General features: G+C 71.4%; 26 protein-coding genes and 3 tRNA genes. 23 read left to right on the plus strand and 6 right to left on the minus strand.

Going from position 1 to position 23,325, the window contains the following annotated elements; genetic code table 11:
- The first annotated feature begins 126 nt into the window (after positions 1-126).
- From ndhC to AB0D31_RS10805, 14 genes are all read left to right on the plus strand, one after another.
- The gene (gene ndhC, locus AB0D31_RS10740; protein ID WP_362719959.1) at positions 127-534 is read left to right on the plus strand and encodes an NADH-quinone oxidoreductase subunit A; all 408 of its coding nucleotides are present in this window, start codon (positions 127-129) and stop codon (positions 532-534) included.
- Positions 525-1,166: an NADH-quinone oxidoreductase subunit B family protein gene (locus AB0D31_RS10745; protein WP_362719962.1), complete on the plus strand. Its 642-nt coding sequence runs from the start codon at positions 525-527 to the stop codon at positions 1,164-1,166. The genes ndhC and AB0D31_RS10745 overlap by 10 nt, the downstream gene beginning before the upstream one ends.
- The gene (locus AB0D31_RS10750; RefSeq protein WP_362719965.1) at positions 1,163-2,560 is read left to right on the plus strand and encodes an NADH-quinone oxidoreductase subunit C; all 1,398 of its coding nucleotides are present in this window, start codon (positions 1,163-1,165) and stop codon (positions 2,558-2,560) included. The genes AB0D31_RS10745 and AB0D31_RS10750 overlap by 4 nt, the downstream gene beginning before the upstream one ends.
- Positions 2,553-3,521, plus strand: coding sequence for a complex I subunit 1 family protein (locus tag AB0D31_RS10755; protein ID WP_362719967.1), 969 nt, complete (start codon positions 2,553-2,555; stop codon positions 3,519-3,521). The genes AB0D31_RS10750 and AB0D31_RS10755 overlap by 8 nt, the downstream gene beginning before the upstream one ends.
- Positions 3,521-4,201, plus strand: a complete 681-nt coding sequence (locus AB0D31_RS10760; RefSeq protein ID WP_362719970.1) for an NADH-quinone oxidoreductase subunit I — start codon at positions 3,521-3,523, stop codon at positions 4,199-4,201. Before AB0D31_RS10755 ends, AB0D31_RS10760 begins: the two co-directional genes overlap by 1 nt.
- Positions 4,198-4,806, plus strand: coding sequence for an NADH-quinone oxidoreductase subunit J (locus tag AB0D31_RS10765; protein WP_362719973.1), 609 nt, complete (start codon positions 4,198-4,200; stop codon positions 4,804-4,806). The genes AB0D31_RS10760 and AB0D31_RS10765 overlap by 4 nt, the downstream gene beginning before the upstream one ends.
- A complete protein-coding gene (nuoK, locus tag AB0D31_RS10770) occupies positions 4,806-5,198 on the plus strand; it encodes an NADH-quinone oxidoreductase subunit NuoK (protein WP_362719976.1) in 393 nt (130 codons plus the stop codon). The genes AB0D31_RS10765 and nuoK overlap by 1 nt, the downstream gene beginning before the upstream one ends.
- On the plus strand, positions 5,195-7,195 hold the full coding sequence (locus tag AB0D31_RS10775; RefSeq protein WP_362719979.1) for an NADH-quinone oxidoreductase subunit L: 2,001 nt from the start codon (positions 5,195-5,197) through the stop codon (positions 7,193-7,195). The genes nuoK and AB0D31_RS10775 overlap by 4 nt, the downstream gene beginning before the upstream one ends.
- Positions 7,196-7,198: 3 nt before the next feature.
- Complete coding sequence (locus AB0D31_RS10780) at positions 7,199-8,797, plus strand: NADH-quinone oxidoreductase subunit M (protein ID WP_362719982.1); 1,599 nt, start codon at positions 7,199-7,201, stop codon at positions 8,795-8,797.
- Entirely contained in the window at positions 8,794-10,329 is a 1,536-nt protein-coding gene (locus AB0D31_RS10785) for an NADH-quinone oxidoreductase subunit N (RefSeq protein WP_362719983.1), read from the plus strand. Before AB0D31_RS10780 ends, AB0D31_RS10785 begins: the two co-directional genes overlap by 4 nt.
- Before the next feature lie 134 nt (positions 10,330-10,463).
- Entirely contained in the window at positions 10,464-10,928 is a 465-nt protein-coding gene (locus tag AB0D31_RS10790) for an MscL family protein (protein ID WP_362719985.1), read from the plus strand.
- 146 nt (positions 10,929-11,074) lie between these two features.
- Complete coding sequence (gene htpX, locus AB0D31_RS10795; RefSeq protein WP_362719987.1) at positions 11,075-11,938, plus strand: zinc metalloprotease HtpX; 864 nt, start codon at positions 11,075-11,077, stop codon at positions 11,936-11,938.
- Positions 11,935-12,327 carry a YccF domain-containing protein gene (locus AB0D31_RS10800; RefSeq protein ID WP_362719989.1) on the plus strand — a complete coding sequence of 131 codons (393 nt, stop codon included), beginning with the start codon at positions 11,935-11,937 and terminating at the stop codon, positions 12,325-12,327. The genes htpX and AB0D31_RS10800 overlap by 4 nt, the downstream gene beginning before the upstream one ends.
- A 247-nt stretch (positions 12,328-12,574) precedes the next feature.
- Positions 12,575-12,844 (plus strand): GlsB/YeaQ/YmgE family stress response membrane protein, encoded by a 270-nt coding sequence (locus AB0D31_RS10805; protein WP_362719992.1) that lies wholly within the window; start codon positions 12,575-12,577, stop codon positions 12,842-12,844.
- 29 nt (positions 12,845-12,873) lie between these two features.
- On the opposite strand, the gene AB0D31_RS10810 is transcribed toward AB0D31_RS10805, so the two are convergent.
- From AB0D31_RS10810 to AB0D31_RS10820, 3 genes are all read right to left on the minus strand, one after another.
- Positions 12,874-13,545, minus strand: a complete 672-nt coding sequence (locus AB0D31_RS10810) for an alpha-ketoglutarate-dependent dioxygenase AlkB (protein ID WP_362719995.1) — start codon at positions 13,543-13,545, stop codon at positions 12,874-12,876.
- Positions 13,542-14,051, minus strand: a complete 510-nt coding sequence (locus AB0D31_RS10815) for a methylated-DNA--[protein]-cysteine S-methyltransferase (protein WP_362719998.1) — start codon at positions 14,049-14,051, stop codon at positions 13,542-13,544. The genes AB0D31_RS10810 and AB0D31_RS10815 overlap by 4 nt, the downstream gene beginning before the upstream one ends.
- Before the next feature lie 109 nt (positions 14,052-14,160).
- Positions 14,161-14,649, minus strand: a complete 489-nt coding sequence (locus AB0D31_RS10820) for a YajQ family cyclic di-GMP-binding protein (protein ID WP_267055789.1) — start codon at positions 14,647-14,649, stop codon at positions 14,161-14,163.
- 226 nt (positions 14,650-14,875) lie between these two features.
- Between AB0D31_RS10820 and AB0D31_RS10825 the strand changes: the two genes are divergently transcribed.
- Positions 14,876-14,957 (plus strand) — tRNA-Tyr (locus tag AB0D31_RS10825).
- Positions 14,958-15,039: 82 nt separating this feature from the next.
- On the opposite strand, the gene AB0D31_RS10830 is transcribed toward AB0D31_RS10825, so the two are convergent.
- Entirely contained in the window at positions 15,040-15,696 is a 657-nt protein-coding gene (locus tag AB0D31_RS10830) for an SDR family oxidoreductase (protein ID WP_362720001.1), read from the minus strand.
- A gap of 45 nt (positions 15,697-15,741) precedes the next feature.
- Positions 15,742-17,013 (minus strand): amidohydrolase family protein, encoded by a 1,272-nt coding sequence (locus tag AB0D31_RS10835; protein ID WP_362720004.1) that lies wholly within the window; start codon positions 17,011-17,013, stop codon positions 15,742-15,744.
- Positions 17,014-17,244: 231 nt separating this feature from the next.
- Here AB0D31_RS10835 and AB0D31_RS10840 point away from each other — a divergent pair.
- The 8 genes from AB0D31_RS10840 (at position 17,245) to AB0D31_RS10875 (ending at position 22,490) form a co-directional block, all read left to right on the plus strand.
- Positions 17,245-17,317: transfer RNA gene (locus AB0D31_RS10840), tRNA-Thr, on the plus strand.
- Between the two features lie 44 nt (positions 17,318-17,361).
- A tRNA-Met gene (locus AB0D31_RS10845) sits at positions 17,362-17,434 on the plus strand.
- An 88-nt stretch (positions 17,435-17,522) separates the two neighbouring features.
- Positions 17,523-17,687, plus strand: coding sequence for a 50S ribosomal protein L33 (rpmG, locus tag AB0D31_RS10850; protein ID WP_003956487.1), 165 nt, complete (start codon positions 17,523-17,525; stop codon positions 17,685-17,687).
- A 138-nt stretch (positions 17,688-17,825) separates the two neighbouring features.
- Positions 17,826-18,278 carry a MaoC family dehydratase N-terminal domain-containing protein gene (locus tag AB0D31_RS10855; RefSeq protein ID WP_362720006.1) on the plus strand — a complete coding sequence of 151 codons (453 nt, stop codon included), beginning with the start codon at positions 17,826-17,828 and terminating at the stop codon, positions 18,276-18,278.
- Between the two features lies 1 nt (position 18,279).
- Entirely contained in the window at positions 18,280-18,714 is a 435-nt protein-coding gene (locus tag AB0D31_RS10860; protein ID WP_362720008.1) for a MaoC family dehydratase, read from the plus strand.
- An 81-nt stretch (positions 18,715-18,795) separates the two neighbouring features.
- Positions 18,796-19,356, plus strand: coding sequence for a TetR/AcrR family transcriptional regulator (locus tag AB0D31_RS10865; RefSeq protein ID WP_362720011.1), 561 nt, complete (start codon positions 18,796-18,798; stop codon positions 19,354-19,356).
- 202 nt (positions 19,357-19,558) lie between these two features.
- On the plus strand, positions 19,559-20,944 hold the full coding sequence (locus AB0D31_RS10870) for a DHA2 family efflux MFS transporter permease subunit (protein ID WP_362720013.1): 1,386 nt from the start codon (positions 19,559-19,561) through the stop codon (positions 20,942-20,944).
- A gap of 481 nt (positions 20,945-21,425) precedes the next feature.
- Positions 21,426-22,490 carry a UDP-N-acetylmuramate dehydrogenase gene (locus tag AB0D31_RS10875; protein ID WP_362720100.1) on the plus strand — a complete coding sequence of 355 codons (1,065 nt, stop codon included), beginning with the start codon at positions 21,426-21,428 and terminating at the stop codon, positions 22,488-22,490.
- 126 nt (positions 22,491-22,616) lie between these two features.
- Here AB0D31_RS10875 and AB0D31_RS10880 read toward each other — a convergent pair whose 3' ends face one another.
- Positions 22,617-23,249 carry an NAD(P)H-binding protein gene (locus AB0D31_RS10880; RefSeq protein ID WP_362720016.1) on the minus strand — a complete coding sequence of 211 codons (633 nt, stop codon included), beginning with the start codon at positions 23,247-23,249 and terminating at the stop codon, positions 22,617-22,619.
- Positions 23,250-23,325: the final 76 nt, after the last annotated feature.

Here is a 23,325-nt window from a genome sequence, read left to right on the forward strand (position 1 = left end):
CCCGGCGGCCCAGCCCGCGAGACGCGCCTTCCAAGGGCGCCCTTAGCAGGGCCTAGACTCCCGACCGTACACAGCGTCGAACAGGGCGCGACGAGACCATCGAGGCCAGGGAACGAGGGGCGCGACGTGCCGGAACCGACCGTGCGCCAGACGCCGGCGTTGGCTGCCGACTACTTCCACAGCTATGCGGTCGTCGGCCTCCTCGCCGTGATCGGCGTGCTGTTCGTCGCCGTGGCCTTCGGGGCCGGGCGGCTGCTGCGGCCCTCCGTGCCGACACCGGAGAAACTCCTCACGTACGAGTGCGGCGTGGACCCCGTCGGCGAGGGCTGGGCCCACACCCAGGTCCGCTACTACGTCTACGCGTTCCTGTACGTGATCTTCGCCGTCGACTCGATCTTCCTCTTCCCCTGGGCGACGGTCTTCGCGGCCGCGGGCTTCGGCGCGACCACCCTCGTCGAGATGTTCATCTTCCTGGGCTTCCTGGCCCTGGGACTGCTCTACGCATGGAAGAAGGGCGTCCTGGAATGGACGTGACCAACCCCCGGCGGGTGCCCGAGCCGCAGCCGCTGCCGGATCCGCAGGTGCTGCCCGCGTCCCAGTCGGCGCCCGAGCCCCAACGGCTCGGCGTCCTGTCGAGGCTGGCCCCCGCGCCGATGAAGGTGGTCCTCAACTGGGGCCGCCGCTACAGCCTGTGGGTCTTCAACTTCGGTCTCGCCTGCTGCGCCATCGAGTTCATCGCGGCCTCCATGGCCCGCCACGACTTCATCCGGCTCGGCGTGATCCCCTTCGCGCCCGGACCGCGCCAGGCCGACCTCATGATCGTCTCCGGCACGGTGACGGACAAGATGGCGCCCGCGGTCAAGCGGCTCTACGAGCAGATGCCCGAGCCCAAGTACGTCATCTCCTTCGGCGCCTGCTCCAACTGCGGCGGCCCGTACTGGGACTCGTACTCCGTGACCAAGGGCGTCGACCAGATCATCCCCGTCGACGTGTACGTGCCCGGCTGCCCGCCGCGGCCCGAGGCGCTGCTCCAGGGCATCCTCAAGCTCCAGGAGAAGATCGCCCGCGAATCGCTCGGCGAGCGGTACGCGAACGCGGCCACCCCGGCCCAGCTGACCAGCGGGCTCGTCGCCGCGCCGCCCACCCCCGGGGAGGGCCGGGCGTGAACGCGTACGACACCTTGCCGGACGGCGTCACCGACGTCTTCGGCGAGCAGGCCACGGCGGCGCGGGCGTACGACCTGCTCACCGTCGACGTGCCCGCCGACACCTGGATCGCGGCGCTGCGCACCGCACGCTCCGAGCTCGGCTGCACCTACTTCGACTGGCTGAGCGCGGTCGACGAACCCGGCACGGGCTTCCAGATCTGCGCCCATGTCGTCGCGCTGGGCGAGGGCACGGGCGCCGGCCGGGTCCGCAGGCTGCTCCTGCGTACGACCGTCCCGCACGCGGCGCCCGTACTGGCCTCCGCGATCGACGTGTACGCGGGCGCGGCCTGGCACGAGCGCGAGACCCACGAGATGTTCGGCGTGGAGTTCACCGGCCATCCGCACCTGGTGCCGCTGCTCCTGCCGGAGAACTTCGAGGGCCACCCGCTGCGCAAGGACTTCGTGCTCGCGGCCCGGGTCGCCAAGGCGTGGCCGGGGGCGAAGGAGCCGGGCGAGTCGGAGCACGGCGGGCCCAAGCGCCGCCAGATGCTGCCGCCCGGCGTCCCCGACCCCAACGAATGGGGCCCCCTGAAGGGCCAGCTTCCCCCCGCCGCGGCCCGCCCGGCCCGCACCCCACGCGCGGCCGGCGCCGACCGCCCGGCCCGCGCTGCGGGGGAGCGCCCGGTCCGGCGCGCCCGCAGCGTGTCGGACGGCTCGGCATCCCAGACGGCCGAGGGCGCCCCGGCGACCCCGGGGGCGGAGTCGACGCCGGGTGCGTCCGCGACCCCGAGTGCGGAGAGCCCGTCCTCGACCTCGGGTGCGCAGGTGACGCCGGGGACGGAGACGACGCCGGGTGCGTCGGCTCCGGCGACCCCGGGGGCTCCATCCGCCCCCGCGAGCCCCGAAATTCCGGCCACGCCCGAGGCGCCCGCGGCTCCTGCCGTACGTCCTCGGCGGGCCCGGAGCGCGAGCGAGGGCTCGGCTTCGCAGGCCGCCTCCGGCGCCGGTGACGGGCCGGCCTCGTCGCAGGGCACGGACGCGCGGCGCCGGCCCGCCGGGCCCAGCTCCGCGCGCAGTGCGGACGCACCCTGGCACCACGCGAAGCCGGCCTTCGACGAACCGGAGCCGACCCCGGCCCCGGAAGCCGCCCCGGCCGAGGAGCCGACCCCCGCTCCGGACGCGGCCGACCCGGACGGGAAACCCGCCCCGGCCCCGGGAACCGACGTACCCGAACCGTCCGACCCCGCCGAACCCGACCGCGAGCCGGCAGCCAAGCCCGACCGCGAGCCGGCAGCCAAGCCCGACCGCGAGCCGGCAGCCAAGCCCGACCGCGAGCCGTCAGCCAAGCCCGACCGCGAGCCGGCAGCCAAGCCCGACCCCACCGACCCCGCCGGAGGCGACCCGCGTGAATGACGCACTCGACGTCGCCCTCCGGATCATCGTCGTCTTCGTCGTGTTCCTCGTCTTCCCGCTGGTCGTGGGGCAGACCGAGCACAAGGTGATGGCGCACATGCAGGGCCGGCTCGGCCCGATGTACGCGGGCGGCTTCCACGGCTGGGCCCAACTCGTCGCGGACGGCGTGAAGTTCGCGCAGAAGGAAGACATCGTCCCGGCCGCGGCCGACCGGCGGATCTTCCAACTGGCCCCCGCCGTCGCCCTGCTGCCCTACCTCCTCGTCCTCGTGGCCGTGCCCATCGGCCCGAGCGAGGGGGCGGTCGGCCAGGTCGTCGACGCGGGCATCTTCTTCGTGCTCGCCGTGATGGGTGTGGGCGTGCTCGGCTCGCTCATGGCGGGCTGGGCATCGGCCAACAAGTTCTCGCTGCTCGGCGGGTTGCGTACGGCCGCCCAACTGCTCGCGTACGAGCTGCCGATGCTGCTCGCCGCCGCCTCCGTGGCCATGGCGGCCGGCACGGTCTCACTGCCCGGCATCCTCAACGCCTTCCACTGGTGGTGGCTGCCCTGGCAGATCGTCGGCGCGCTCGTCTTCTTCGTCGCCGGTCTCGCCGAACTCCAGCGCCCGCCCTTCGACATGCCCGTCGCCGACTCCGAGATCATCTTCGGCGCGTACACCGAGTACACGGGTCTGCGCTTCGCGCTGTTCCTGCTCGCCGAGTACGCCGGCATCGTCGTCCTGTGCGGCCTGACCACCGTCCTGTTCCTCGGCGGCTGGCACGGCCCGTGGGGCGACGACGGTCTCGGCTGGGTCTGGACCCTGCTCAAGACGGCCGTCCTCGCCTTCGTCGTCATCTGGCTCCGGGTCAGCTACCCGCGCCTGCGCGAGGACCAGCTGCAGAAGCTCGCCTGGACCACGCTCATTCCGCTCGCGCTCGCCCAGATCGCGCTCACCGGCATCGTGAAGGTGGCGATCAGCTAATGGCTCTCCCCGGTTCCGGCCTCGCCAAGGGCCTCGCCGTCACGCTCCGCACGATGACGAAGAAGACCGTCACCGCGCAGTACCCCGACGTCCAGCCCGAACTCCCGCCCCGCAGCCGGGGCGTGATCGGCCTGTTCGAGGAGAACTGCACGGTGTGCATGCTGTGCGCCCGCGAGTGCCCCGACTGGTGCATCTACATCGACTCCCACAAGGAGACCGTCCCGGCCGCGGTCGAGGGCGGCCGCGAACGCAGCCGCAACGTCCTCGACCGCTTCGCCATCGACTTCTCGCTCTGCATGTACTGCGGTATCTGCATCGAGGTGTGTCCTTTCGACGCGCTCTTCTGGTCCCCGGAGTTCGAGTACGCGGAGACCGACATCCACGAGCTCACCCATGAGCGCGACAAGCTGCGCGACTGGATGTGGACGGTGCCGGCCCCGCCCGCACTCGACCCCGGCGCCGAGGAGCCCAAGGAGGTCGCCGCCGCCCGCAAGGCCGCCGACAAACTGGCCGCCGCGCAGGCGGCCGAGGCAGCCGCAGCCATCGAGGAGCCGGCCGAGGCAGCCGCAGCCATCGAGGAGCCGACCGCAGGGCCGACCCCGGGCGCCACGCCCGACTCCGGCACCGCCTCCGGTACCGACTCCGGCCCCGACGCCACCCCCGAGGGAGGTCAGGCATGAGCGCGATCCTTGCCCAGGCGGCCCTCACCGCGCCGCAGGGCTTCCTCTCGCCGACCGGTGTGGAGATCGCCTTCGTCCTCGTCGGCGTCGCCACCCTCGGCGCGGCCGTCATGACCGTCACGACCCGGCAGCTGGTGCACGCCGCCCTGTGGCTGGTCGTGGCGCTCGGCGGCCTCGCCGTCGAGTACCTCCTGCTCACCGCCGAGTTCATCGCCTGGGTGCAGGTCCTCATCTACGTCGGTTCGATCGTGGTGCTCCTCCTGTTCGGACTGATGCTCACCCGGGCCCCCATCGGCCGCTCACCGGACGCCGACTCCAACAACCGCTGGGCGGCGCTCACAGTGGCCGTCGCCGCGGCCGGAACCCTGGTCTGGGTCGTCGTGGACGCCTTCCGCACGAGCTGGATCGACCTGGACGGACCGGCCCAGGGCTCCACCAAGGTCTCCGGCGAGATCCTCTTCCGCCACTGGGTGCTGCCCTTCGAGGCGCTGTCCGTGCTGCTCCTCGCCGCGCTGGTCGGCGCGATCGTGCTGTCCCGCAAGAGCGCGGCGGACGACGCCCCCCGCGAGACCCCCGCCGCCCCCCGTGAGACGGAGTCGCGCTGATGCACCTCGCCTATCCCGCCGTGCTCGCCGTCCTCCTGTTCTGCACCGGTCTCTACGGTGTGCTCGCGCGGCGCAACGCGATCCTGGTCCTGATGTCCGTCGAGCTGATGCTCAACGCCGTCAACCTCAACCTCGTCGCCTTCGACGTGTGGCTGCGCGACAGCCTCCACGCCGGGCAGGCGCTCACCCTGTTCACCATCGCCATCGCCGCCGCCGAGATCGGCATCGGCCTGGCGATCGTGCTGGCCGTGTACCGCAACCGCGGCACCGCCGACATCGACAAGCTCCGCGACACCGCAGAGGGCCCAGGTACGGACCCGTCGGACCCGGCGGACCCTGACGACCCCGAAGACCCCGCCGCCCCGGCACAGAAGGCTGAGGCCGCCGCGTGACCACCACGACCCTCGCCGTCCTCGTTCCGCTCCTGCCGTTCCTGGGCGCCGCGGCCGGCCTGCTGCTCGGCCGCCGCGTCCCCGGCTTGGTCCGCCCGCTCGCGGTGCTGCCGACGTTCGCCGCGTTCGTGCTCGCCGTCGTCGTCGCCGTCGACCAGGGCGGCGGCAAGGCGATCGACGCCGCCACCCGGCTCACCCCGACCGGCTCCGTACCGATCGAACTCGCCCTCCACCTGGACGGGTTCGCGGTCCTCGTCGCCGTCCTGGTCGGCCTGGTCGCGACCTGCGTCCAGCTCTACTCGACGGGCTATCTGCGCGACGACCCGCGCTACACCTCGTACGCCGCGCTCGTCTCCCTTTTCACCTCCGCGATGCTGCTCGTCGTCTACTCCGGCGACCTGATGGTGCTCCTGGTCGGCTGGGAGGTCATGGGCATCTGCTCGTACTTCCTGGTCGGCCACTACTGGGAGACCCCCGAGGCGCGCGCCGCCTCCCTGAAGGCCTTCCTCGTCACCAAGCTCGGCGACGTCCCCTTCCTGATCGGTCTGTTCGCGCTCGCCACCGACGCCGGTACGTTCCGGATCACCGGCGTCGTCCAGGCCGCCCTCACCGGCGGCATCGGTCACCCCACTCTCATCGCGCTGCTGCTGCTCGCCGGTGTGGCCGGCAAGTCCGCGCAGTTCCCGCTGCACACCTGGCTGCCCGACGCGATGGCCGGCCCCACCCCGGTCTCCGCGCTGATCCACGCCGCGACGATGGTCGCCGCCGGCATCTACTTCGTGGCCCGGCTGCTCCCCCTCTTCGCCGCGTCGGCCGCCGCGATGACCGTGCTCGCCGTGATGGCCGCGATCACCATGGTCGGCTCGGGGCTCGCGGCCCTCGCCCAGGACGACATCAAGCGTGTTCTCGCCTACTCGACCATCGGCCAGCTCGGTTATCTGTCGGGCGCCCTGGCCGTCGGCGACCGCGGGGCCGCCGTCTTCCACCTCCTGTCGCACGGCGCCTTCAAGGCGCTGCTCTTCCTCGCTGCCGGTGTGGTCATCCACGCCGCGGGCACCAACTCGCTGACCGCCATGTCCCGCATGGGCGGCCTCGCCAAGCGCATCCCCGACGCGTACTGGACGATGACCGTCGCCCTGCTCGCGCTCGCCGCGATCCCTCCCTTCGCCGGCTTCTTCTCCAAGGAGGCCGTCCTGTCGGCCGCCGAGCACACCGCGCTCGGCGAAAGCCAGGTCGCCCCGGCCGGTGCCGGCTGGACCGTGCTGATCGCCGGCCTGGTCACCGCCCTCCTCACCGCCGCGTACGCGATGCGCCTGTGGCTGCTCGCCTTCCGCGGCAGGGGAGCGGACGCCCCCGCGCACGGGAAGCAGCCCGTCGTCATGAACGCCGTCCTGTGGGTGCTCGCCATCCCCTCCATCGGCTTCGGTCTCACCGCCGGCTACCTCGGCGACTGGTTCGACGGGCGCGCCCTCACCCCGGCCGTCACCACCGCGGTGCTGTCCACGGGTGTCGCCCTCGTCGGCGGCCTGGTCACCTACGCCGCCTGGCGCCACACCTCGGCGCTTGCGCCCCGCACCCCGATGGGCGCCGTCGCCGCTCATCCCGAGGGCGACGGCGGCCAGGTCGAGGAGGAGGCCATCGCCAGTCACACCGAGGTGTACGGCTCCATCGCGTCGGCCCCCGACCCGGCCGACCCCGGCCGTCTCCTGCTCGGCCCGCTGCACCGCCACGCGGCCACCGGTTTCCACCTGGACGCCGTCTACTCCGCCCTGTTCGTCCGCCCCGTCCTCGCCGCGGCCGGCCTGGTCCGCTTCCTGGACCGGGAGGTCGTCGAGACGTACGTACGCGGTGCGAGCGCCGCGCCGAACTGGCTCGGCCGGGCCGTGCGCCGCGCGCAGAACGGCAATGTGCAGAGCTACCTCAGCGCGCTGCTGGCCGGCTCACTCGTCCTGGCGGCCGCCGTGGTCGTCGTTGCCAACGTCACCGCGGGGTCCTGAGCCGTGATCGATATCAGCGAGTCCGTGATGCAGTTCCTTCTGGCGTTCATCGTCGTCGTCCCCCTGATCGGCGCCGTCGCCGCCCTGCTGCCCGCGCCGCCCGGCCTCAAGGGCAAGAGCCCCGAGCAGGCCGTGCTGCGCCACGGCGTCACCGTGACCGGCGTGATCCTGCTGGCTGCGATCGTCCTCGCGCTCGGCTTCGACCACGGCCACCCGTCGAGGATGCAGGCCACGACGGACATCCAGTGGATCCCGGCCCTCAACGTCCACATCCACCTCGGCATCGACGGCATCTCCCTCCCCCTCCTCGTCCTGACCGCGCTGCTGACCTTCCTCTGCGCGCTGTACAGCTACTTCAAGCAGCGACACGACGGGCTGACGCCCCGGGCTCCGGGCCCCGACCCGAAGGCGTTCGTCGCCCTCTTGCTCGTCCTGGAATCCGGCACCCTCGCCACCTTCGCCGTCCTGGACCTCGTGCTGTTCTTCCTCGCGTTCGAGATGGTCCTCATCCCGATGTACTTCCTGATCGCCCGCTGGGGTGGTGCCCAACGGACGGCCGCCGCCTGGAAGTTCATCCTCTACACCCTGCTCGGCTCCGTCGTCATGCTGCTCGGCCTGCTCCTGATCGGGCTCAAGGCGGGCACCTTCGACATGGTGGCACTCGCCACTGACAACGGCCGGGGGCTGACCACATCCGTGCAGGTCATCGCCGTTCTGGCGATCGGGATCGGGCTCGCGGTCAAGACCCCGATGTTCCCCCTGCACAGCTGGCTGCCGGACGCCCACACCGCCGCACCGACCGTCGGCTCGGTGCTCCTGGCCGGCGTGCTCCTGAAGATGGGCACCTACGGATTCGTACGGATCGTGCTGCCGATCGCGCCGCACGGCATGCACACCTTCGCGCCCTACCTGGCCGCGTTCGCCGTCGCCGGGATCATCTACGGATCGCTCGCCTGCCTCTCCCTCGCCAGGGAAGGCAACAAGGGCGACCTGAAGCGGCTCATCGCGTACTCCTCCGTCGGCCACATGGGCTTTGTGCTGCTGGGCATCGCCTCGATGACCCCGACCGGCGTCAACGGCGCGCTCTTCGCCAACGTCGCCCACGGCCTCATCACCGGCCTGCTCTTCTTCCTGGTCGGCGCCCTCAAGGACCGCTACGGCACCGCCGACCTCGACACCCTGGCCGGCGCCACCGGAGCCGCTCTCTACGGCCGGGCCCCCCGCCTGGGCGGCCTCCTCGCCTTCGCCGCCGTCGCCTCGCTCGGACTGCCCGGACTCGCCGGGTTCTGGGGCGAGATGCTCTCGATGTTCGGCGCGTTCGACCCGGCGCCCGGCCTGAGCCGTCCCGCCTTCCTCACCTTCGTGGCGATCGCCGCCCTCGGCACCCTGCTCACCGCCGCGTACCTGCTGGTCGTCGTGCGCCGGGTCTGCATGGGCGGCAAGCCGGCCGAAGGCCCCGTGCTCGCCGACATCCAGGGCTACGAGTTCGCCGCCTGGAGCCCGCTCGTCGCGCTCACCGTCCTCGCCGGCCTCTGGCCCGCGGTCCTCCTCGGCCTCACCGACCCGGCCGTCCAGAAGCTCCTCGCAGGAGGCAAGTCGTGACCCCCGACGTCACCACCGCGGCGGCCGGCACCGCAAGCCTGGTCCAGTCCGTCGACTGGGTCGCGATCGCGCCGCCGCTGATCACCGCGGCCGCCGCGCTGATCGTGCTCCTCGCCGACCTGTTCCTGTCGCCGAAACGCAAGTCGCTGCTCGGCTGGGTCACCCTCGCGGGCCTGGTCGCGGCGCTCGCCGCCCTGCTGCCGCTCCGTACCGGCAGCCGCTCCACGTTCTGTCTGACCGCCAACCCGGACGCGTGCAGCTACACCGTCGACCAGTTCGCCTTCGTCATTCAGGCGCTCGTCCTCGGCGGCGCCCTGCTCACCGCGCTCCTGTCGATGAAGGACACCGAGGAGAAGCTCCCCGCGGGCGAGTTCTGGTTCCTGCTGCTCTCCTCCGCGGCCGGCGCGGCCCTGCTGCCCGCCTCCCGTGACCTGGCCACCCTTGTCGTCGCCCTGGAAGTCGCGTCCCTGCCCGCCTTCGCGCTCGTCGGGCTCAGGCGCGGCGACCGGCTCTCCTCCGAGGCGGCCCTGAAGTTCTTCCTGTCGTCGGTGACCGCGACGGCCGTGATGCTGCTCGGCGTCAGCTTCGTATACGCGGCGACGGGCACCCTGCACCTCACGGAGCTCGCCACCAAACTGGCCACCGTCCCCGGCCAGTTGGAGACCGTCGCCGAGGCGGGCGTCGTCCTCACCCTGGTCGGCTTCGCGTTCAAGACGGCCGCGGCGCCCTTCCACTTCTGGGTGCCCGACACCTATGTGGGCGCGCCGCTGCCCATGGCCGCCTACCTCTCCGTCGTCGGCAAGGCGGTCGGCTTCTCCGGGCTCATCCTGGTGACGGTCGTCGCCTTCCCCGCGTACGCCGACGTGTGGGGTCCGGCGCTCGCGGTGCTCGCCGCGCTGACCATGACCCTCGGCAACGCGGCCGCCCTGCGGCAGTCCGCCACCCGCGCCCACAGCGCGGTCCGGCTGCTCGCCTGGTCGTCGGTCGGGCAGGCCGGCTACCTCCTGGTGCCGATCGCTGCCGCCGCCTACTCCAGTGACGACAAGGTCGGCGCCACCGTGGCGTACGCCCTGATGTACGCGGTGGTGAACCTGGGCGCGTTCGCGGTCGCGGCCCTGGTCGCCCGGAGCAAGCCGCTCAACCGCCTCAGCGACTACCGGGGCCTGTACGCCGAGCGCCCCCTGGCCGCCCTCGCGCTCGCCTTCTTCCTGCTGTGCCTCGCCGGGCTCCCGCCGGGCATCATCGGCCTGTTCGCCAAGGTCACCGTCTTCTCGGCGGCCGTGGACGCGGGTCTCGGCTGGCTCGCGGTGGTCATGGCGATCAACGTGGTCGTCGCCCTCTACTACTACCTGCGGTGGACCGCGCTCCTGTTCCGCCCGGCGGGCGCGTCCGCCGGCACCGCCCCGCGCCCCGAGCGCCTCCGCGTCCCGGTTCCGCTCGCGGCCGCCATCGGTCTCACCGCGGTCGGCGGGGTCCTTCTGTCCGGACTGCCCCAACTTGCCCTGCACTTCGCCACGGTGACCCTCTTCTGAGTTTTGGCGCGGCCGACGCGAGGGCACGGTTTGGTGCGTACGCCCTTGAGGAGGCACTGTCGTACGCGCACATCCGGGAGCGCACACACGTGTGTCGGCCCGGAACCGGACGAGAGACATCAGGGAGCAGAGCGGTGCTGAGCGGGTTCAAGGACTTCATCCTGCGCGGGAACATAGTGACGATGGCGGTCGGTCTGGCCGTCGGATCGGCCTTCACCGCGGTGGTCACGGGATTCAGTACCGCCTTCATCACCCCGCTGATCGGCATGGCCACCCGCTCGACCGGCGACTTCAGTACGGCGAGCTTCTCCGCCGAGGGCGTGACGTTCCCCTACGGCAAGTTCATCGGCGCGGCCATCGCCTTCGTGATCACCGCCGCGGTGCTCTACTTCCTCGTCGTCGTGCCCATGATGAAGGTGCAGACCCGCTTCGACCGGCGGGACAAGAACAAGCCCGTGGACATCAAGGCCGCACTGCGCGACTGCCCGCGCTGCTACTCCCAGATCCCCGGCATCGCGAGCCGCTGCTCGTTCTGCACGAGCGAGATCGAGCCCGACCCGAGGGCGCTGGAGATGGCCGGGCTGCCCGCCCCGCGCTGACCCGACCCGAACGGCGTAACGCGCCCTCCAGCGCGCACAAGGGAACCAGCGTCCCCCGCCTGGCGTTGACCAGTACGGGAGAGTCCACTGGACATCGGAAGGGCCACCAGCGAAGGCTCCCCACCGCACCACTTGGAGGGCGTACCGTGCACCGCCGGCACAACGGGCTGAGGACCGCTGTCCTCCTCGGAGGACTGTCCGCGCTCATCATCGTCATCGGGAGCTTCTTCGGGCGCCCAGGGCTGATCGTCGCGGTCCTGGTGGCGCTCGGCACCAATGCCTACGCCTACTGGAACAGCGACAAGCTGGCGCTGCGCGCCATGCGGGCGCGCCCGGTGAGCGAGTTCGAGGCGCCGGAGCTCTACCGGATGGTCCGCGAGCTCTCCACCCAGGCGCGCCAGCCGATGCCCCGGCTCTACATCTCGCCCACGCAGGCGCCCAACGCGTTCGCGACGGGCCGCAACCCGCGCAACGCGGCGGTGTGCTGCACCGACGGGATCCTGCAGATCCTCGACGAGCGGGAGCTGCGGGGCGTGATCGGCCACGAGCTGAGCCATGTCTACAACCGCGACATCCTGATCTCGTCGGTCGCCGGCGCCCTCGCCGCGGTGATCATGTTCCTGGTCAACTTCGCGTGGCTGATCCCGGTCGGCCGTTCCAGCGACGACGAGGGACCCGGTATCTTCGGCATGCTGCTGATCATGATTCTGGGTCCGTTGGCCGCCTCGATCATCCAGCTCGCGATCAGCCGTTCCCGCGAGTACGAGGCCGACGCGTCCGGAGCCCAGCTCACCGGCGATCCGCTGGCCCTGGCCAGCGCGCTGCGCAAGCTCGACGCGGGCACCAAGCAGCTGCCGCTGCCGCCGGAGCCCCGCATCGAGACGGCGAGCCACATGATGATCGCGAACCCCTTCCGCCCTGGTCAGGGAGTGTCCAAACTGTTCTCCACCCACCCGCCGATGGCGGAGCGCATCACCCGACTCGAACAGATGGCAGGTCGCCGCCCGTGAAGACAATCCTGAACATCGTCTGGCTGATTCTCTGCGGCTTCTGGATGTTCCTCGGCTATCTGCTCGCGGGCGTGCTGCTGTGCATCACGATCATCGGGATCCCCTTCGGTGTGGCGGCGTTCCGCATCGGTGTGTACGCGCTCTGGCCGTTCGGCTACACGGTCGTCGACCGGCGGGGCGCGGGCGCGCCCTCCTGCGTCGGCAACGTCCTGTGGCTGGTCCTGGCCGGCTGGTGGCTGGCGCTCGGCCACATCGTCACCGGCATCGCGCTGTGCGTCTCGATCATCGGCATCCCGCTGGGCCTCGCCAACTTCAAACTGATCCCGGTGTCGCTGCTGCCCCTGGGCAAGGAGATCGTCCGCACGGACGAGCCGTTCGCGGCGCGCTGAGAGCGGGGATCCGGGCCGTTCGTCGCACGCCGAGCGAGGCGAACGGCCCGGTGCCGTGTCCTGGGCCGCGCCTTGATCAGGCCCGTAACCGCGTGCGCCTTGATCAGGACCGCAACCGTGCGCCTTGTCAGGACCGCAACCGTGCGCGCCGCCGGGGCGTCTTCCCCCACGAACCGAATGGTTGCGGGGTTACGCAATACGGCAGACGGCCCCGCGAGCGCGTATGTACGAAAGGCGGGTTCCCGGCATGGGCATCCTCAGCTGGATCATCCTCGGCCTGATCGCCGGAGCCATAGCCAAGGTCCTGCTCCCCGGCCGCGACCCGGGCGGCTTCGTCGGGACGACCGTCATCGGGGTCGCGGGAGCCTTCGTCGGTGGCTGGATATCGGCGCGCTGGCTGGACCGCCCGGTCGCCAACCACTTCTACGACGGGGCCACTTGGGCGGCGGCGATCGGCGGCTCACTCGTCCTGCTGATCATCTACCGCATCCTGTTCGGCAATTCACGCAGCCGCTGAGCAACGGCGCGCGGCACCACGGTGGTTGCTCAACCACCGAGTCCGGTCTCGCGCAACGTGAGGTTGAGCCTGCCGTGAGCGAGCCCCGTGCCCGGCTCTCCCGTCCCCGGCAGCACCTTGGGCACGCCGTGGTATGCGAACCGGGAGGGCCCGCCGAACACGAACAGGTCCCCGGAGACCAGCTCCACATCGGTGTAGGGCCGCCCGCGGTTCTCGGCGTTGCCGAACCGGAAGACACAGCTGTCGCCGATGCTGAGCGAGACGACGGGCGCGTCGGACTTCTCGTCCTTGTCCTGGTGGAGCCCCATCTTCGCGGTGTCGTCGTAGAAGTTGACGAGCGCGGTGTCGGGCGCGTACCGCGCGGCCGCGTCGGCGTCGCCGTACGCGGCGGCCACGGCGGAGCGCCCCAACTCGCCCAGCCAGTCCGGGAAGGGGGCAACAGCGAGCCCGTTCACGTCATCGGCGGCGCGGGTGTACCGGTAGGGCTGCCAGTGCCACCCGACACACACCGTCCGCACCGACATGACACCGCCGCCGGGCAACACGGTCCGCCGGATCGGCACGGGCCCGCGCGCCCACTCCCGGCAGGCGGCGACGAGCTCGCGCTGACGCGCGACCGGGAGCCATCCCGGCAGATGCACCGCACCGGGCGCGACCTCGACCCGCGCGGGCCGAGGCAGCCGGAACAGCCCCTCGCTCATGACGCCAGGGCGCCTTCGATCCCGAGCAGCGCCTGCTTGCGGCCGAGGCCGCCGGCGTACCCCTTCAAGGACCCGTCGGAACCGATCACCCGGTGGCAGGGCCGCACCACGAGCAGCGGGTTGCGCCCGATCGCGGTGCCCACCGCCCGCACCAGCACGGGGGAGGCGCCGATCCGCCGGGCGATCTCACCGTACGAGATCGTCGTTCCGTACTCGATCGCGTCCAGCTCGGCCCAGACCTGGCGCTGGAACTCGGTGCCGGGCGCGCCGGCGGCGTACTCGACGTCGAACCGGGTCAGCTCGCCGGCGAAGTACGCCCGCAGCTGCGCGGCGATCCCCGCGAAGGCCTCGGGCGCCCGCCGCCACCCGTCCCGGACGACCGCACCGCCCTTCTGCCCCGGCACGGAGAGCGAGACCAGCGCGGTCCCGCCCGGCGCGGTAGCCGACTCCTCACCCACGAGCAACAGCTCACCCAGGGGGCTGTCGAGGGTCGCGTAGACAGTCATCGCACATTCCCTTCTTCCTGTACGACACCGAGTCTGCGACCCCCGACCGCCGCACGCTGGCGGAAATCGGACACCATGCCCGCGTGCGCGGCGAGCGGTGCGAAGGGGGTCAGCGGTAGTTCACGAACTGGATGGCGAAGTCGAAGTCCTTGCCCTTGAGCAGGGCCTGGACGGCCTGGAGGTCGTCGCGGCTCTTGGACGAGACGCGCAGCTCTTCGCCCTGGACCTGCGCCTTGACGCCCTTGGGGCCCTCGTCGCGGATGGTCTTGGCGACCTTCTTGGCGTTGTCCTGGGAGATGCCCTCCTCGATGGAGGCGAAGATCTTGTACTCCTTGCCGGACAGCTGGGGTTCACCCGCGTCCAGCGACTTCAGGGAGATACCGCGCTTGATCAGCTTGGTCTCGAAGATGTCGAGGATCGCCTTCACGCGCTCCTCGCCGTTGGCCTGCATGAGAATCTTCTCGCCGGACCACGAGATCGAGGCGTCCGTGCCCTTGAAGTCGTAGCGCTGCGAGATCTCCTTGGCGGCCTGGTTGAGGGCGTTGTCGACCTCCTGCCGCTCGACCTTCGAGACGATGTCGAAACTGGAGTCGGCCATGTCCTGTGGCTCCTTGGGTCGGGGTGTGTCGGGGGTGCGCACGAGCCGGCGGCCGGGCGCGCGGCGACCCGGCCCCTGCCGAACCACCGCCCCAAAGCCTAGTCACCCCCCGCCCGGCGCAGCGCTGATCAATGGGGTGGCGAACCACCCCTGGGCATCGGGTATCGTTTACGTCGTTGCCACGGAGCACCGCCGAAAAGGCGGGAAACCACGAGCGACATCCCATGGCGGTGTGCCCGAGTGGCCAATGGGAACGGACTGTAAATCCGTCGGCTCTGCCTACCCAGGTTCGAATCCTGGCGCCGCCACACTGGGTGAGACCCCGGGTGACCTGAAAAGGTCACCCGGGGTCTCTCAGTTTTCCGGGGTCTGTCAGTTTTCCGGGGTCGCTCAGTTCCCCGCCACGCCCTTCACCGCCACCGTCACCGGCGCCGACCCGCTGATCAGCTCCAGCGTGAGGCCCGCCGTGGCCGGGCTCTCCAGGAGTTCGGCCAGGACCGCGGCCACGTCGTCGCGGGGGATCGTGCCGCGCCCGGTCGAGGCGGCGAGGGTCACCAGCCCCTTGCCCGCGTCGTTGGTCAGCGAACCGGGGCGCAGGACCGTCCAGTCCAGGGCCGTCCGGGACCGTACGGCGTCGTCGGCGGCGCCCTTCGCGCGCAGATAGGCGTCGAAGACACCGTCGCCGGCGTGCGAGGAGTCCGCGCCCATGGACGACACGATGACGTAGCGCCGCACGCCCGCCCGTTCCGCCGCGTCGGCGAGGAGAATCGCGGCCGCGCGGTCCACCGACTCCTTGCGTGCGGTGTCGCTGCCCGGGCCCGCGCCCGCCGCGAAGACCACGGCGTCCGCGCCGCCAAGCACCTCGGCGACCGCGTCCACCGATGCCGACTCCAGGTCGAGGACGACCGGCTCCGCCCCGGCCTTTCGCAGGTCGTCCGCCTGTTCCTTCTTGCGGATGATGCCCGCGACCTCGTCGCCGCGCGCCGCGAGCAGCCGTTCGAGCCGCAGCGCGATCTGACCATGACCTCCAGCGATGACAATGCGCATGGTCACGACGGTACGCGGAGTTGCCGCCGCGCGCCGGACAAGTGATCAGCCGGGCTCGCCGCGCCCGGACTCCGACCGGCCCTGCCGCGGCAGGTCGAGGGCGACCGCGGCGGCCGAGTCGCAGTACTCGCGCACCGCGCTCGTACGGGCCACCACACGGCCCCGGTGGATGACGATGCGGCTGTAGGCGAGGGAGAGGACGCCCGCGATGCGTTCGCCCCGTACGGCGAGCAGTTCGGCGGGAAAGCCCGCCTCCACGCGCACCTCGGGCAGGCCCATCGTCTCGCGGGCCACCGTGCTCACCGCCGCGTACGCGTCCTCGGGACGCAGCCCCGCCTGGGAGGCGAGCAGGTAGGCGGCCTCCAGCGGGTCGCCCCGGCCGACCGGGTTGGACACGTCACGCAACGAACCGCTTCCCGCCGCTAGTCGCACCCCGGCCGACCTCAACAGGCGTACGGGAGCCGCTCCTTGACGGTCCGTCATGCCGCAGCCGCCCTGGGGCAGGCAGGTCACCGCGACCCCGGCGGAGGCGAGTTGGTCGGCGGTACGCGCGGCGGTCTCGCGGGGGAGCCGGGACAGGGCGCCGCACGGGCCGATGACGACACCGGGGCGCAGCCCGCCGGACATGGCGGCGAGGCGGGCCAGGCGCGCCGGGTCGGCGCCGTCGGTGTGCAGGTCGACCGCGCAGCCGTGCTCGGCGGCGAGTTCGAGGACGGCCTCGGCGTAACCGGCCGGGTCGGCGTCGAGATCGGGGCAGCCGCCCACCACGGAGGCGCCCATCTTGACCGCGTCGCGCAGCATGGCGAGCCCGTCGGCGCCGGCCACGCCGGTCAGCAGCCGCGGCACCGCGACCACGGCGAGCTCGGTGAGACCGCGCAGGGAACGCCGGGTCTGGAGCACCGCCTCCAGCGGGTCGAGCCCGCTGACCTCGTCGATGCGGACGTGCGAGCGCAGCGCCGTGGCGCCGTGGCCGAGCTGGAGCAGGGCGGCCTCGGTGGCCCGGCGCTGGACCTCCTCGACCGCGTACGAGACCGGGCCCTCCGCGCTGAAGGCGGTCAGCGCGGTGTCACCGTGGGCGTGCGGCTCGGCGGGGGCGGGGAGGAGCAGGAAGCCGTTCAGATCGACCCGAGCGGAGCCGTGCGCGGCCAGGCTCCCCGCCGTGCCGACCGCCTCGATGCGGCCGCCGCCGAGCCGCACGTCCACGCTCCGGCCGTCGGCGAGCAGGGCGCCGCTCAGCAGCAGCGAGGAGCCGGAGGCGGGGTCGGGGCCTTCGCCGGTGCCGGGGGAGTGGGCCGGCTGCTGGTGGCTGTCGGACATCGCGCTCCTGATCGGGCTCGGGTGATCGGGCTCGGGCGGGCAAGATCACGCAGCGTGAGGCGAGCCTAGGGCGGCCCCACGCGCGCATCGAGGAGGTGCGAAATAGTCGTACCGGTGTGGCCCTGAGTGGCCTACGGGACCGGTGGGACAGCCCCTCGAAGGACGCCTGGAAGGGCGGCACGAAACGGATTTGGGCGATCGGCGAGGGACCGTGTAATGTCTTCATCGCTCGCCCCAATAGCTCAGTCGGTAGAGCGTCTCCATGGTAAGGAGAAGGTCTACGGTTCGATTCCGTATTGGGGCTCTGGTGCGGAAGCCCTCACCTTCGGGTGAGGGAATCCGTGTCAAAGCGGTGTAGCTCAGTCGGTAGAGCAAGCGGCTCATAATCGCTGTGTCACCGGTTCAAGTCCGGTCACCGCTACACACAGTAGCCGATTGTGGGGTCGGTCCTTCGATCGGCTACTCTTTTATGCGTTCATCCGTCAACCCGTCCGTCAAGGAGCACTCACGTGGCTGCCACCGACGTCCGCCCGAAGATCACGCTGGCCTGCGTGGAGTGCAAGGAGCGGAACTACATCACCAAGAAGAACCGGCGTAACAACCCGGACCGACTGGAGATGAAGAAGCACTGCCCGCGCTGCAACTCGCACACTGCGCACCGCGAGACCCGCTAACCACGGCGTCTGGCACTCAGGCTCGTTCGAGAGGCCGTTCCCCACACCGGGGAGCGGCCTCTCGGCGTTGGCGCATCCAGCGCGCCACCACTCCGCATCAGCACCCTTCATTCCTGATCAACAGGAGGTAGCCAGCCGATGGCGCTCGACCAGTCCTTCGTGGGGCGGACCTATCCGCCCACTGCCCCGTACGAGGTCGGCCGCGAGAAGATTCGCGAGTTCGCCGTGGCGGTCGGGGACGAGAACCCGGCCTACACCGACCCGGAGGCGGCCAAGGCCCTGGGGCACACCGATGTGATCGCGCCGCCGACCTTTGTGTTTGCCATCACATTCGGCGCGGCCGGCCAGGTCGTCCAGGATCCGCAGCTGGGCCTCGACTACAGCCGGGTGGTGCACGGCGACCAGAAGTTCGCGTACAGCCGTCCCGTCCGCGCGGGCGACCGGCTCACCGTCACCTCGACCATCGAGGCGATCAAGTCCCTTGCGGGCAACGACATCCTGGACATCCGGGGCGAGGTCCACGACGAGGCGGGCGAACACGTCGTGACCGCCTGGACCAAGCTGGTGTCCCGAGCGGCCGAGGGGGCCTGAGATGACCGCGAAGATCCGTTACGAGGACGTCGAGCCCGGCACCGAGCTGCCGGCGGCATCCTTCCCCGTGACCCGCGCCATGCTGGTGCAGTACGCGGGCGCGTCCGGCGACTTCAACCCGATCCACTGGAACGAGAAGTTCGCGAAGGAGGTCGGGCTGCCCGACGTCATCGCGCACGGCATGTTCACCATGGCCGAGGCGGTCCGCGTGGTCACGGACTGGGTCGGCGACCCGGGCGCGGTCACCGAGTACGGCGTCCGCTTCACCAAGCCGGTCGTGGTCCCGAACGACGACACCGGTGCGCTGATCGAGGTCACCGCCAAGGTGGCGGCGAAGCTGGATGACGAGGCGCGCACGGTCCGCGTGGACCTCACCGCGATGAGCGCCGGCCAGAAGGTGCTCGGGATGTCCCGGGCGGTCGTGCGACTGGCCTGACGGCCGGTGGGCTCCGGGGTCGCGCCCCGGAGCCTCGCAGGTCCTCTGACCAAGTTAGTTATCAACCACTAACTTCACTGCATGGTCAGGATGAGCGCAGAAGAGCGGCGAGAGAGCGTCGTCCGTGCGGCGATGGTCGAATTCGCCCGCAGCGGCTATCACGGCACCTCCACCGAGGTGATCGCCAAGCGCGTGGGTGTCTCGCAGCCGTACCTCTTCCGCCTCTTCCCGAACAAGCAGGCCATCTTCCTGGCGGCGTCCGGCCGGTGCGTGGAGGAAATCATCGCGGTCTTCCGGGACGCGGCCGAGGGCCTGCGGGGCGAGGAGGCCCTGGAGGCGATGGGCAGCGCCTATCAGCAGCTGATCACCGAAGACCGGGACAAGCTGCTCCTCCAGATGCAGATCTATGTGACCGCGGCGGCTGCGGAAGCGGCCGGCGACCACGAGTTCGGCAAGGCGGCGCGGGCCGGGTGGACGGAGCTGTACGACACGATCCTCCTGGCCCTGGGAGCGGATGCGGCCGGCGCGACGTCGTTCCTCGCCTGCGGGATGCTCACCAACACCCTGGTGGCGCTCGGGTTCCCGCCCGAGGACCGGGTGTGGGAGGGGCTCAATGGGGCGCAGGGGATGTGCGGGGGGTAGCTCCGCCGGGGCGGCCACATCAGTGAGCTGCGGCTGCCCATAGAAGTTAGTGATCAATAACTAATCTACGGTGTCCAATCCATAGGGGGGAACAGTGCCGAAGCAGTCGGAGAAGTCGGAGCAGTCGGAGAAGTCGGAGAGGCCGGAGCAGCCGTTGAAGCCGGGGGGTGGGAAACGGTGGGGTGCGGGTTGGGCGTTGGCCGTGACCAGCGTCGCGGGGTTCATGGCGGCGCTCGACAACCTGGTGGTCACCACCGCGCTCCCGTCGATCCGCGAGGACCTCGGGGGAGCCCTGGACGACCTCGAATGGACGGTGAGCGCGTACACCCTCACCTTCGCGGTGCTGCTGATGTTCGGAGCCGCGCTCGGCGACCGGTTCGGGCGCCGGCGGCTCTTCATCACCGGCCTGACGATCTTCACCGGAGCGTCGGCGGGCGCGGCTCTCGCATCCGGTATCGACGGGCTGATCGCGGCCCGCGCGATACAGGGGGTCGGTGCCGCGATCATGATGCCGCTCACCCTCACGCTGCTGACCGCGGCCGTGCCCGCCGCCAAGCGCGGCCTCATGTACGGGATCTGGGGCGCGGTGAACGGCTTGGCCGTCGCCTCGGGCCCGCTGATCGGCGGCAGCCTGACGGAACACGCGTCCTGGCAGTGGATCTTCTGGCTGAACGTTCCGCTCGGCCTGCTCGTCCTGCCGCTGGCCCGGCTGCGCCTGAACGAGTCGTACGGCACGGGCGCCCCGCTGGACATCGTGGGCACGCTGCTCGCCAGTGGGGGCCTCTTCGGGATCGTGTACGCGCTGATCCGCGGCAACCCGGACGGCTGGACCAGCGCGACCGTACTCACCGGACTGATGCTCGGTGGCGCCCTGCTCGCCGGTTTCGTGGTGCACGGGATGCGCGCCGCCAACCCGATGCTGCCGATGCGGCTGTTCCGCAGCCGGGCGTTCGCCGCGATCAACGCGGCGAGCCTGCTGATGTTCGTCGGAATGTTCGGCTCGATCTTCCTGCTCAGCCAGTTCCTGCAGAACGTCATCGGCTACTCGCCCACCGAGGCGGGCCTGCGCATGCTGCCCTGGACCGGCATGCCGATGATCGCCGCGCCCATCGCGGGATTCCTGTCCGACAAGATCGGCGGACGGCCGGTCGTCGCCGCGGGCCTCGCGCTCCAGGCCGCCGGCCTCGCCTGGTTCGCGCTGATCATCGCGCCGGAGATGTCGTACGCGGAGCAGCTGCCGGCGCTGATCATCAGCGGGGTCGGCATGGGCCTGTACTTCGCGCCGGCGGCGAACCTGGTGATGTCGAGCGTGCGCCCCTTTGAACAGGGCATTGCCTCCGGCGCGAACAACGCGCTGCGGGAGGTCGGCGGTGCACTCGGCATCGCGGTACTGGCCTCGGTGTTCTCCGCGCAGGGCGGGTACGGTTCGGCGCAGGCCTTCGTCGACGGCCTGGGCCCGGCGCTGTGGGCGGGCGCGGGGGCGGTCGCCCTGGCGGCGGTGGCGGCGGCGCTGCTCCCTCGCAGAGGGCGCGCCCCGGAGCCGGAGCCGGAGCCGGTGGGGGTGGGGGAGCGGGAGCTGGTGGGCTGAGGCGCCTCTGCCCTGCCGGGCGCGACCGCTGGTTCGACTGAGCCGGGGAGATCGATTCGGCTGCGGGCCATGCTCGCTTCTCGCGCAGTTCCCCGAGCCCCTGAACCACTCCGTGCAGGGCGGCATGTCAGTCGGGCCAAGGGCATTGGACTCAGCGCCGGTTGGCACTCGTAGAAGTGATGCAGCCACGGCACGGGGTCCGGGACATGGGCCCGGGACATGGCCATCAGACTCGGGGCGGACGCTTCACGGTCGGGTGGGGACGTGGCGGGGTGCCCCCGCAAGGAGGAGCGCTGGTGCCGGGTTCCTTTGGGCGGGGCCGCACGGCGCGACGTATGAGGAGGTACCCCGCCGCGTTCACACCCCCACCCTCCGACAGGGCGCGACACCCCGCTGATGCCGCGACCCCGGCCGCCGCACCCGGCCGCACTGCCGACCGCAGGGCGGCGCCCCACCACCGGGCCGGCGTCCGCCCCGTACGCTGGACCCCGTGCAGGAACTCCACGATGCCCCCCTCGCCCCCCTGACCACCCTCCGCCTCGGCGGCCCGGCGGACCGGCTCGTCACCGCCACCACCGACGACGAGGTCATCGCCGCCGTCCGCGAGGCCGACGACAGTGGCACCCCGCTGCTGATCATCGGCGGCGGCAGCAACCTGCTCATCGGCGACAAGGGCTTCGCCGGCACCGCCCTGCGCATCGCCACCCGTGGCTTCGACCTCGACGGCACCCGCCTCGAACTCGCCGCCGGCGAGGTGTGGAGCGACGCGGTGGCCCGCAGCGTCGAGGCCGGGCTCGCCGGCATCGAATGCCTCGCCGGCATCCCCGGCTCCGCCGGCGCGACCCCGATCCAGAACGTCGGGGCGTACGGCCAGGAAGTGTCCAGCACCATCACCCACGTCGTCGCGTACGACCGCCTCGACCGCACCACCGTCACGATCCCCAACGCCGCGTGCGACTTCTCGTACCGTCACAGCCGCTTCAAGCAGCACCCCGACCGCTACGTCGTGCTCCGCGTCGTCTTCGAGCTGGAGGACGCGGACGGACTGTCCGCGCCGGTCAAGTACGCCGAGACCGCCCGCACCCTGGGCGTCCAGCCCGGCGACCGCGTCCCCGCCTCCACCGCCCGCGAGACCGTCCTCAGGCTGCGCGCCGGCAAGGGCATGGTGCTCGACCCGGAGGACCACGACACCTGGTCGGCAGGGTCGTTCTTCACCAACCCGATCCTCCCGAATGAGGCGTACGCGGCGTTCCTCGCCCGCGCCCAGGAACGGCTCGGCCCGGACGTGACGCCCCCCGCGTGGCCCGTCGGCGCGGACCGCACCAAGACGTCGGCGGCCTGGCTGATCGACAAGGCCGGGTTCACCAAGGGGTACGGGACCGGCCCCGCCCGCATCTCCACCAAGCACACCCTCGCGCTGACCAACCGCGGCGGCGCGACGACCGAGGACCTGCTGGCGCTTGCCCGTGAGGTCGTCGCCGGGGTGGAACGGGCCTTCGGGGTGACGCTGGTGAACGAGCCGGTGGGCGTAGGCGTGGAGCTCTAGGACGAAGCGGGCGCCGGACGGGCCGAAAGACGAAGCGAGCATCGGCCGGGCCGAAGGGAAGCGCCCCGTGACGCTCCCTTCCGACCCGGCCGCCCTCACTCTCCCCCTTCGTCACCCCCCTCGGCCTCAGTACGCCACGCCCACCCCCTGCTTGACCGTGGACGGATCGCCGACGCACGCCAGCATCGCGTGGGCCACATCCGCGCGGGCGATGGTCCGCCCGGCCTTGGGATTGCCGCCGACGACCCTGCGGTAGACGCCGGTGAGCGGCTTGTCGGTGAGTTTGGGCGGGCGTACGGACGTCCAGTCCGTGGCGCTGGCCGCCAGCGCGGCCTCCATGGCCCGCAGATCGGTGTACACGTCCTTGAGGAGCGCGCTGATCGCGGCGCGCATGCCGCGGTCGAGGAGCCCGTCGCCGGGGGCCCCGGGTCCGACCGGTGCCGCGCTCACGACGACGATGCGACGCGTGCCCTCGGCCTCCATGGCGGTGAGCACCGCCCGGGTGAGCGGGGTCGTGATCCCGGCGTCCGAGCGTTTGCGGGCGCCGAGCCCGGACAGGACCGCGTCCCGCCCGGCGACGGCCGCGCGCAGGGGTTCGGGGGAGGTGAGGTCGGCCCGTACGACGTCGAGGCCCGGGCCGGTCACGGCGAACCGGGCCGGGTCGCGCACCACCGCCGTGACCTGGTGGCCCGAGGCGAGCGCCTGCTTGACGATTTCCTGGCCGATGCCGCCGGTGGCACCGAAGACCGTGAGCCTCATCGCTTCACCCTCCTGGGGTGGGTAAGTATTCACTCACCCCCTAGAGTGAGTAAGTACTCACCCCCACGTCAAGTCT

The organism is Streptomyces sp. NPDC048361 (assembly GCF_040651795.1).
GTDB lineage: Bacteria > Actinomycetota > Actinomycetes > Streptomycetales > Streptomycetaceae > Streptomyces.

Coding starts and splice junctions, on each gene's coding strand:
- AB0D31_RS10835 (WP_362720004.1), bottom strand. CDS start 17,013: ATGTCCGACAGCCACCAGCAGCCGGCCCACTCCCCCGGCACCGGCGAA.
- AB0D31_RS10855 (WP_362720006.1), top strand. CDS start 17,826: ATGGCGCTCGACCAGTCCTTCGTGGGGCGGACCTATCCGCCCACTGCC.
- AB0D31_RS10880 (WP_362720016.1), bottom strand. CDS start 23,249: ATGAGGCTCACGGTCTTCGGTGCCACCGGCGGCATCGGCCAGGAAATC.
- AB0D31_RS10745 (WP_362719962.1), top strand. CDS start 525: ATGGACGTGACCAACCCCCGGCGGGTGCCCGAGCCGCAGCCGCTGCCG.
- AB0D31_RS10815 (WP_362719998.1), bottom strand. CDS start 14,051: ATGACTGTCTACGCGACCCTCGACAGCCCCCTGGGTGAGCTGTTGCTC.
- AB0D31_RS10830 (WP_362720001.1), bottom strand. CDS start 15,696: ATGCGCATTGTCATCGCTGGAGGTCATGGTCAGATCGCGCTGCGGCTC.
- AB0D31_RS10810 (WP_362719995.1), bottom strand. CDS start 13,545: ATGAGCGAGGGGCTGTTCCGGCTGCCTCGGCCCGCGCGGGTCGAGGTC.
- AB0D31_RS10860 (WP_362720008.1), top strand. CDS start 18,280: ATGACCGCGAAGATCCGTTACGAGGACGTCGAGCCCGGCACCGAGCTG.
- AB0D31_RS10805 (WP_362719992.1), top strand. CDS start 12,575: ATGGGCATCCTCAGCTGGATCATCCTCGGCCTGATCGCCGGAGCCATA.
- AB0D31_RS10765 (WP_362719973.1), top strand. CDS start 4,198: ATGAGCGCGATCCTTGCCCAGGCGGCCCTCACCGCGCCGCAGGGCTTC.
- nuoK (WP_362719976.1), top strand. CDS start 4,806: ATGCACCTCGCCTATCCCGCCGTGCTCGCCGTCCTCCTGTTCTGCACC.
- AB0D31_RS10865 (WP_362720011.1), top strand. CDS start 18,796: ATGGTCAGGATGAGCGCAGAAGAGCGGCGAGAGAGCGTCGTCCGTGCG.
- AB0D31_RS10820 (WP_267055789.1), bottom strand. CDS start 14,649: ATGGCCGACTCCAGTTTCGACATCGTCTCGAAGGTCGAGCGGCAGGAG.
- AB0D31_RS10760 (WP_362719970.1), top strand. CDS start 3,521: ATGGCTCTCCCCGGTTCCGGCCTCGCCAAGGGCCTCGCCGTCACGCTC.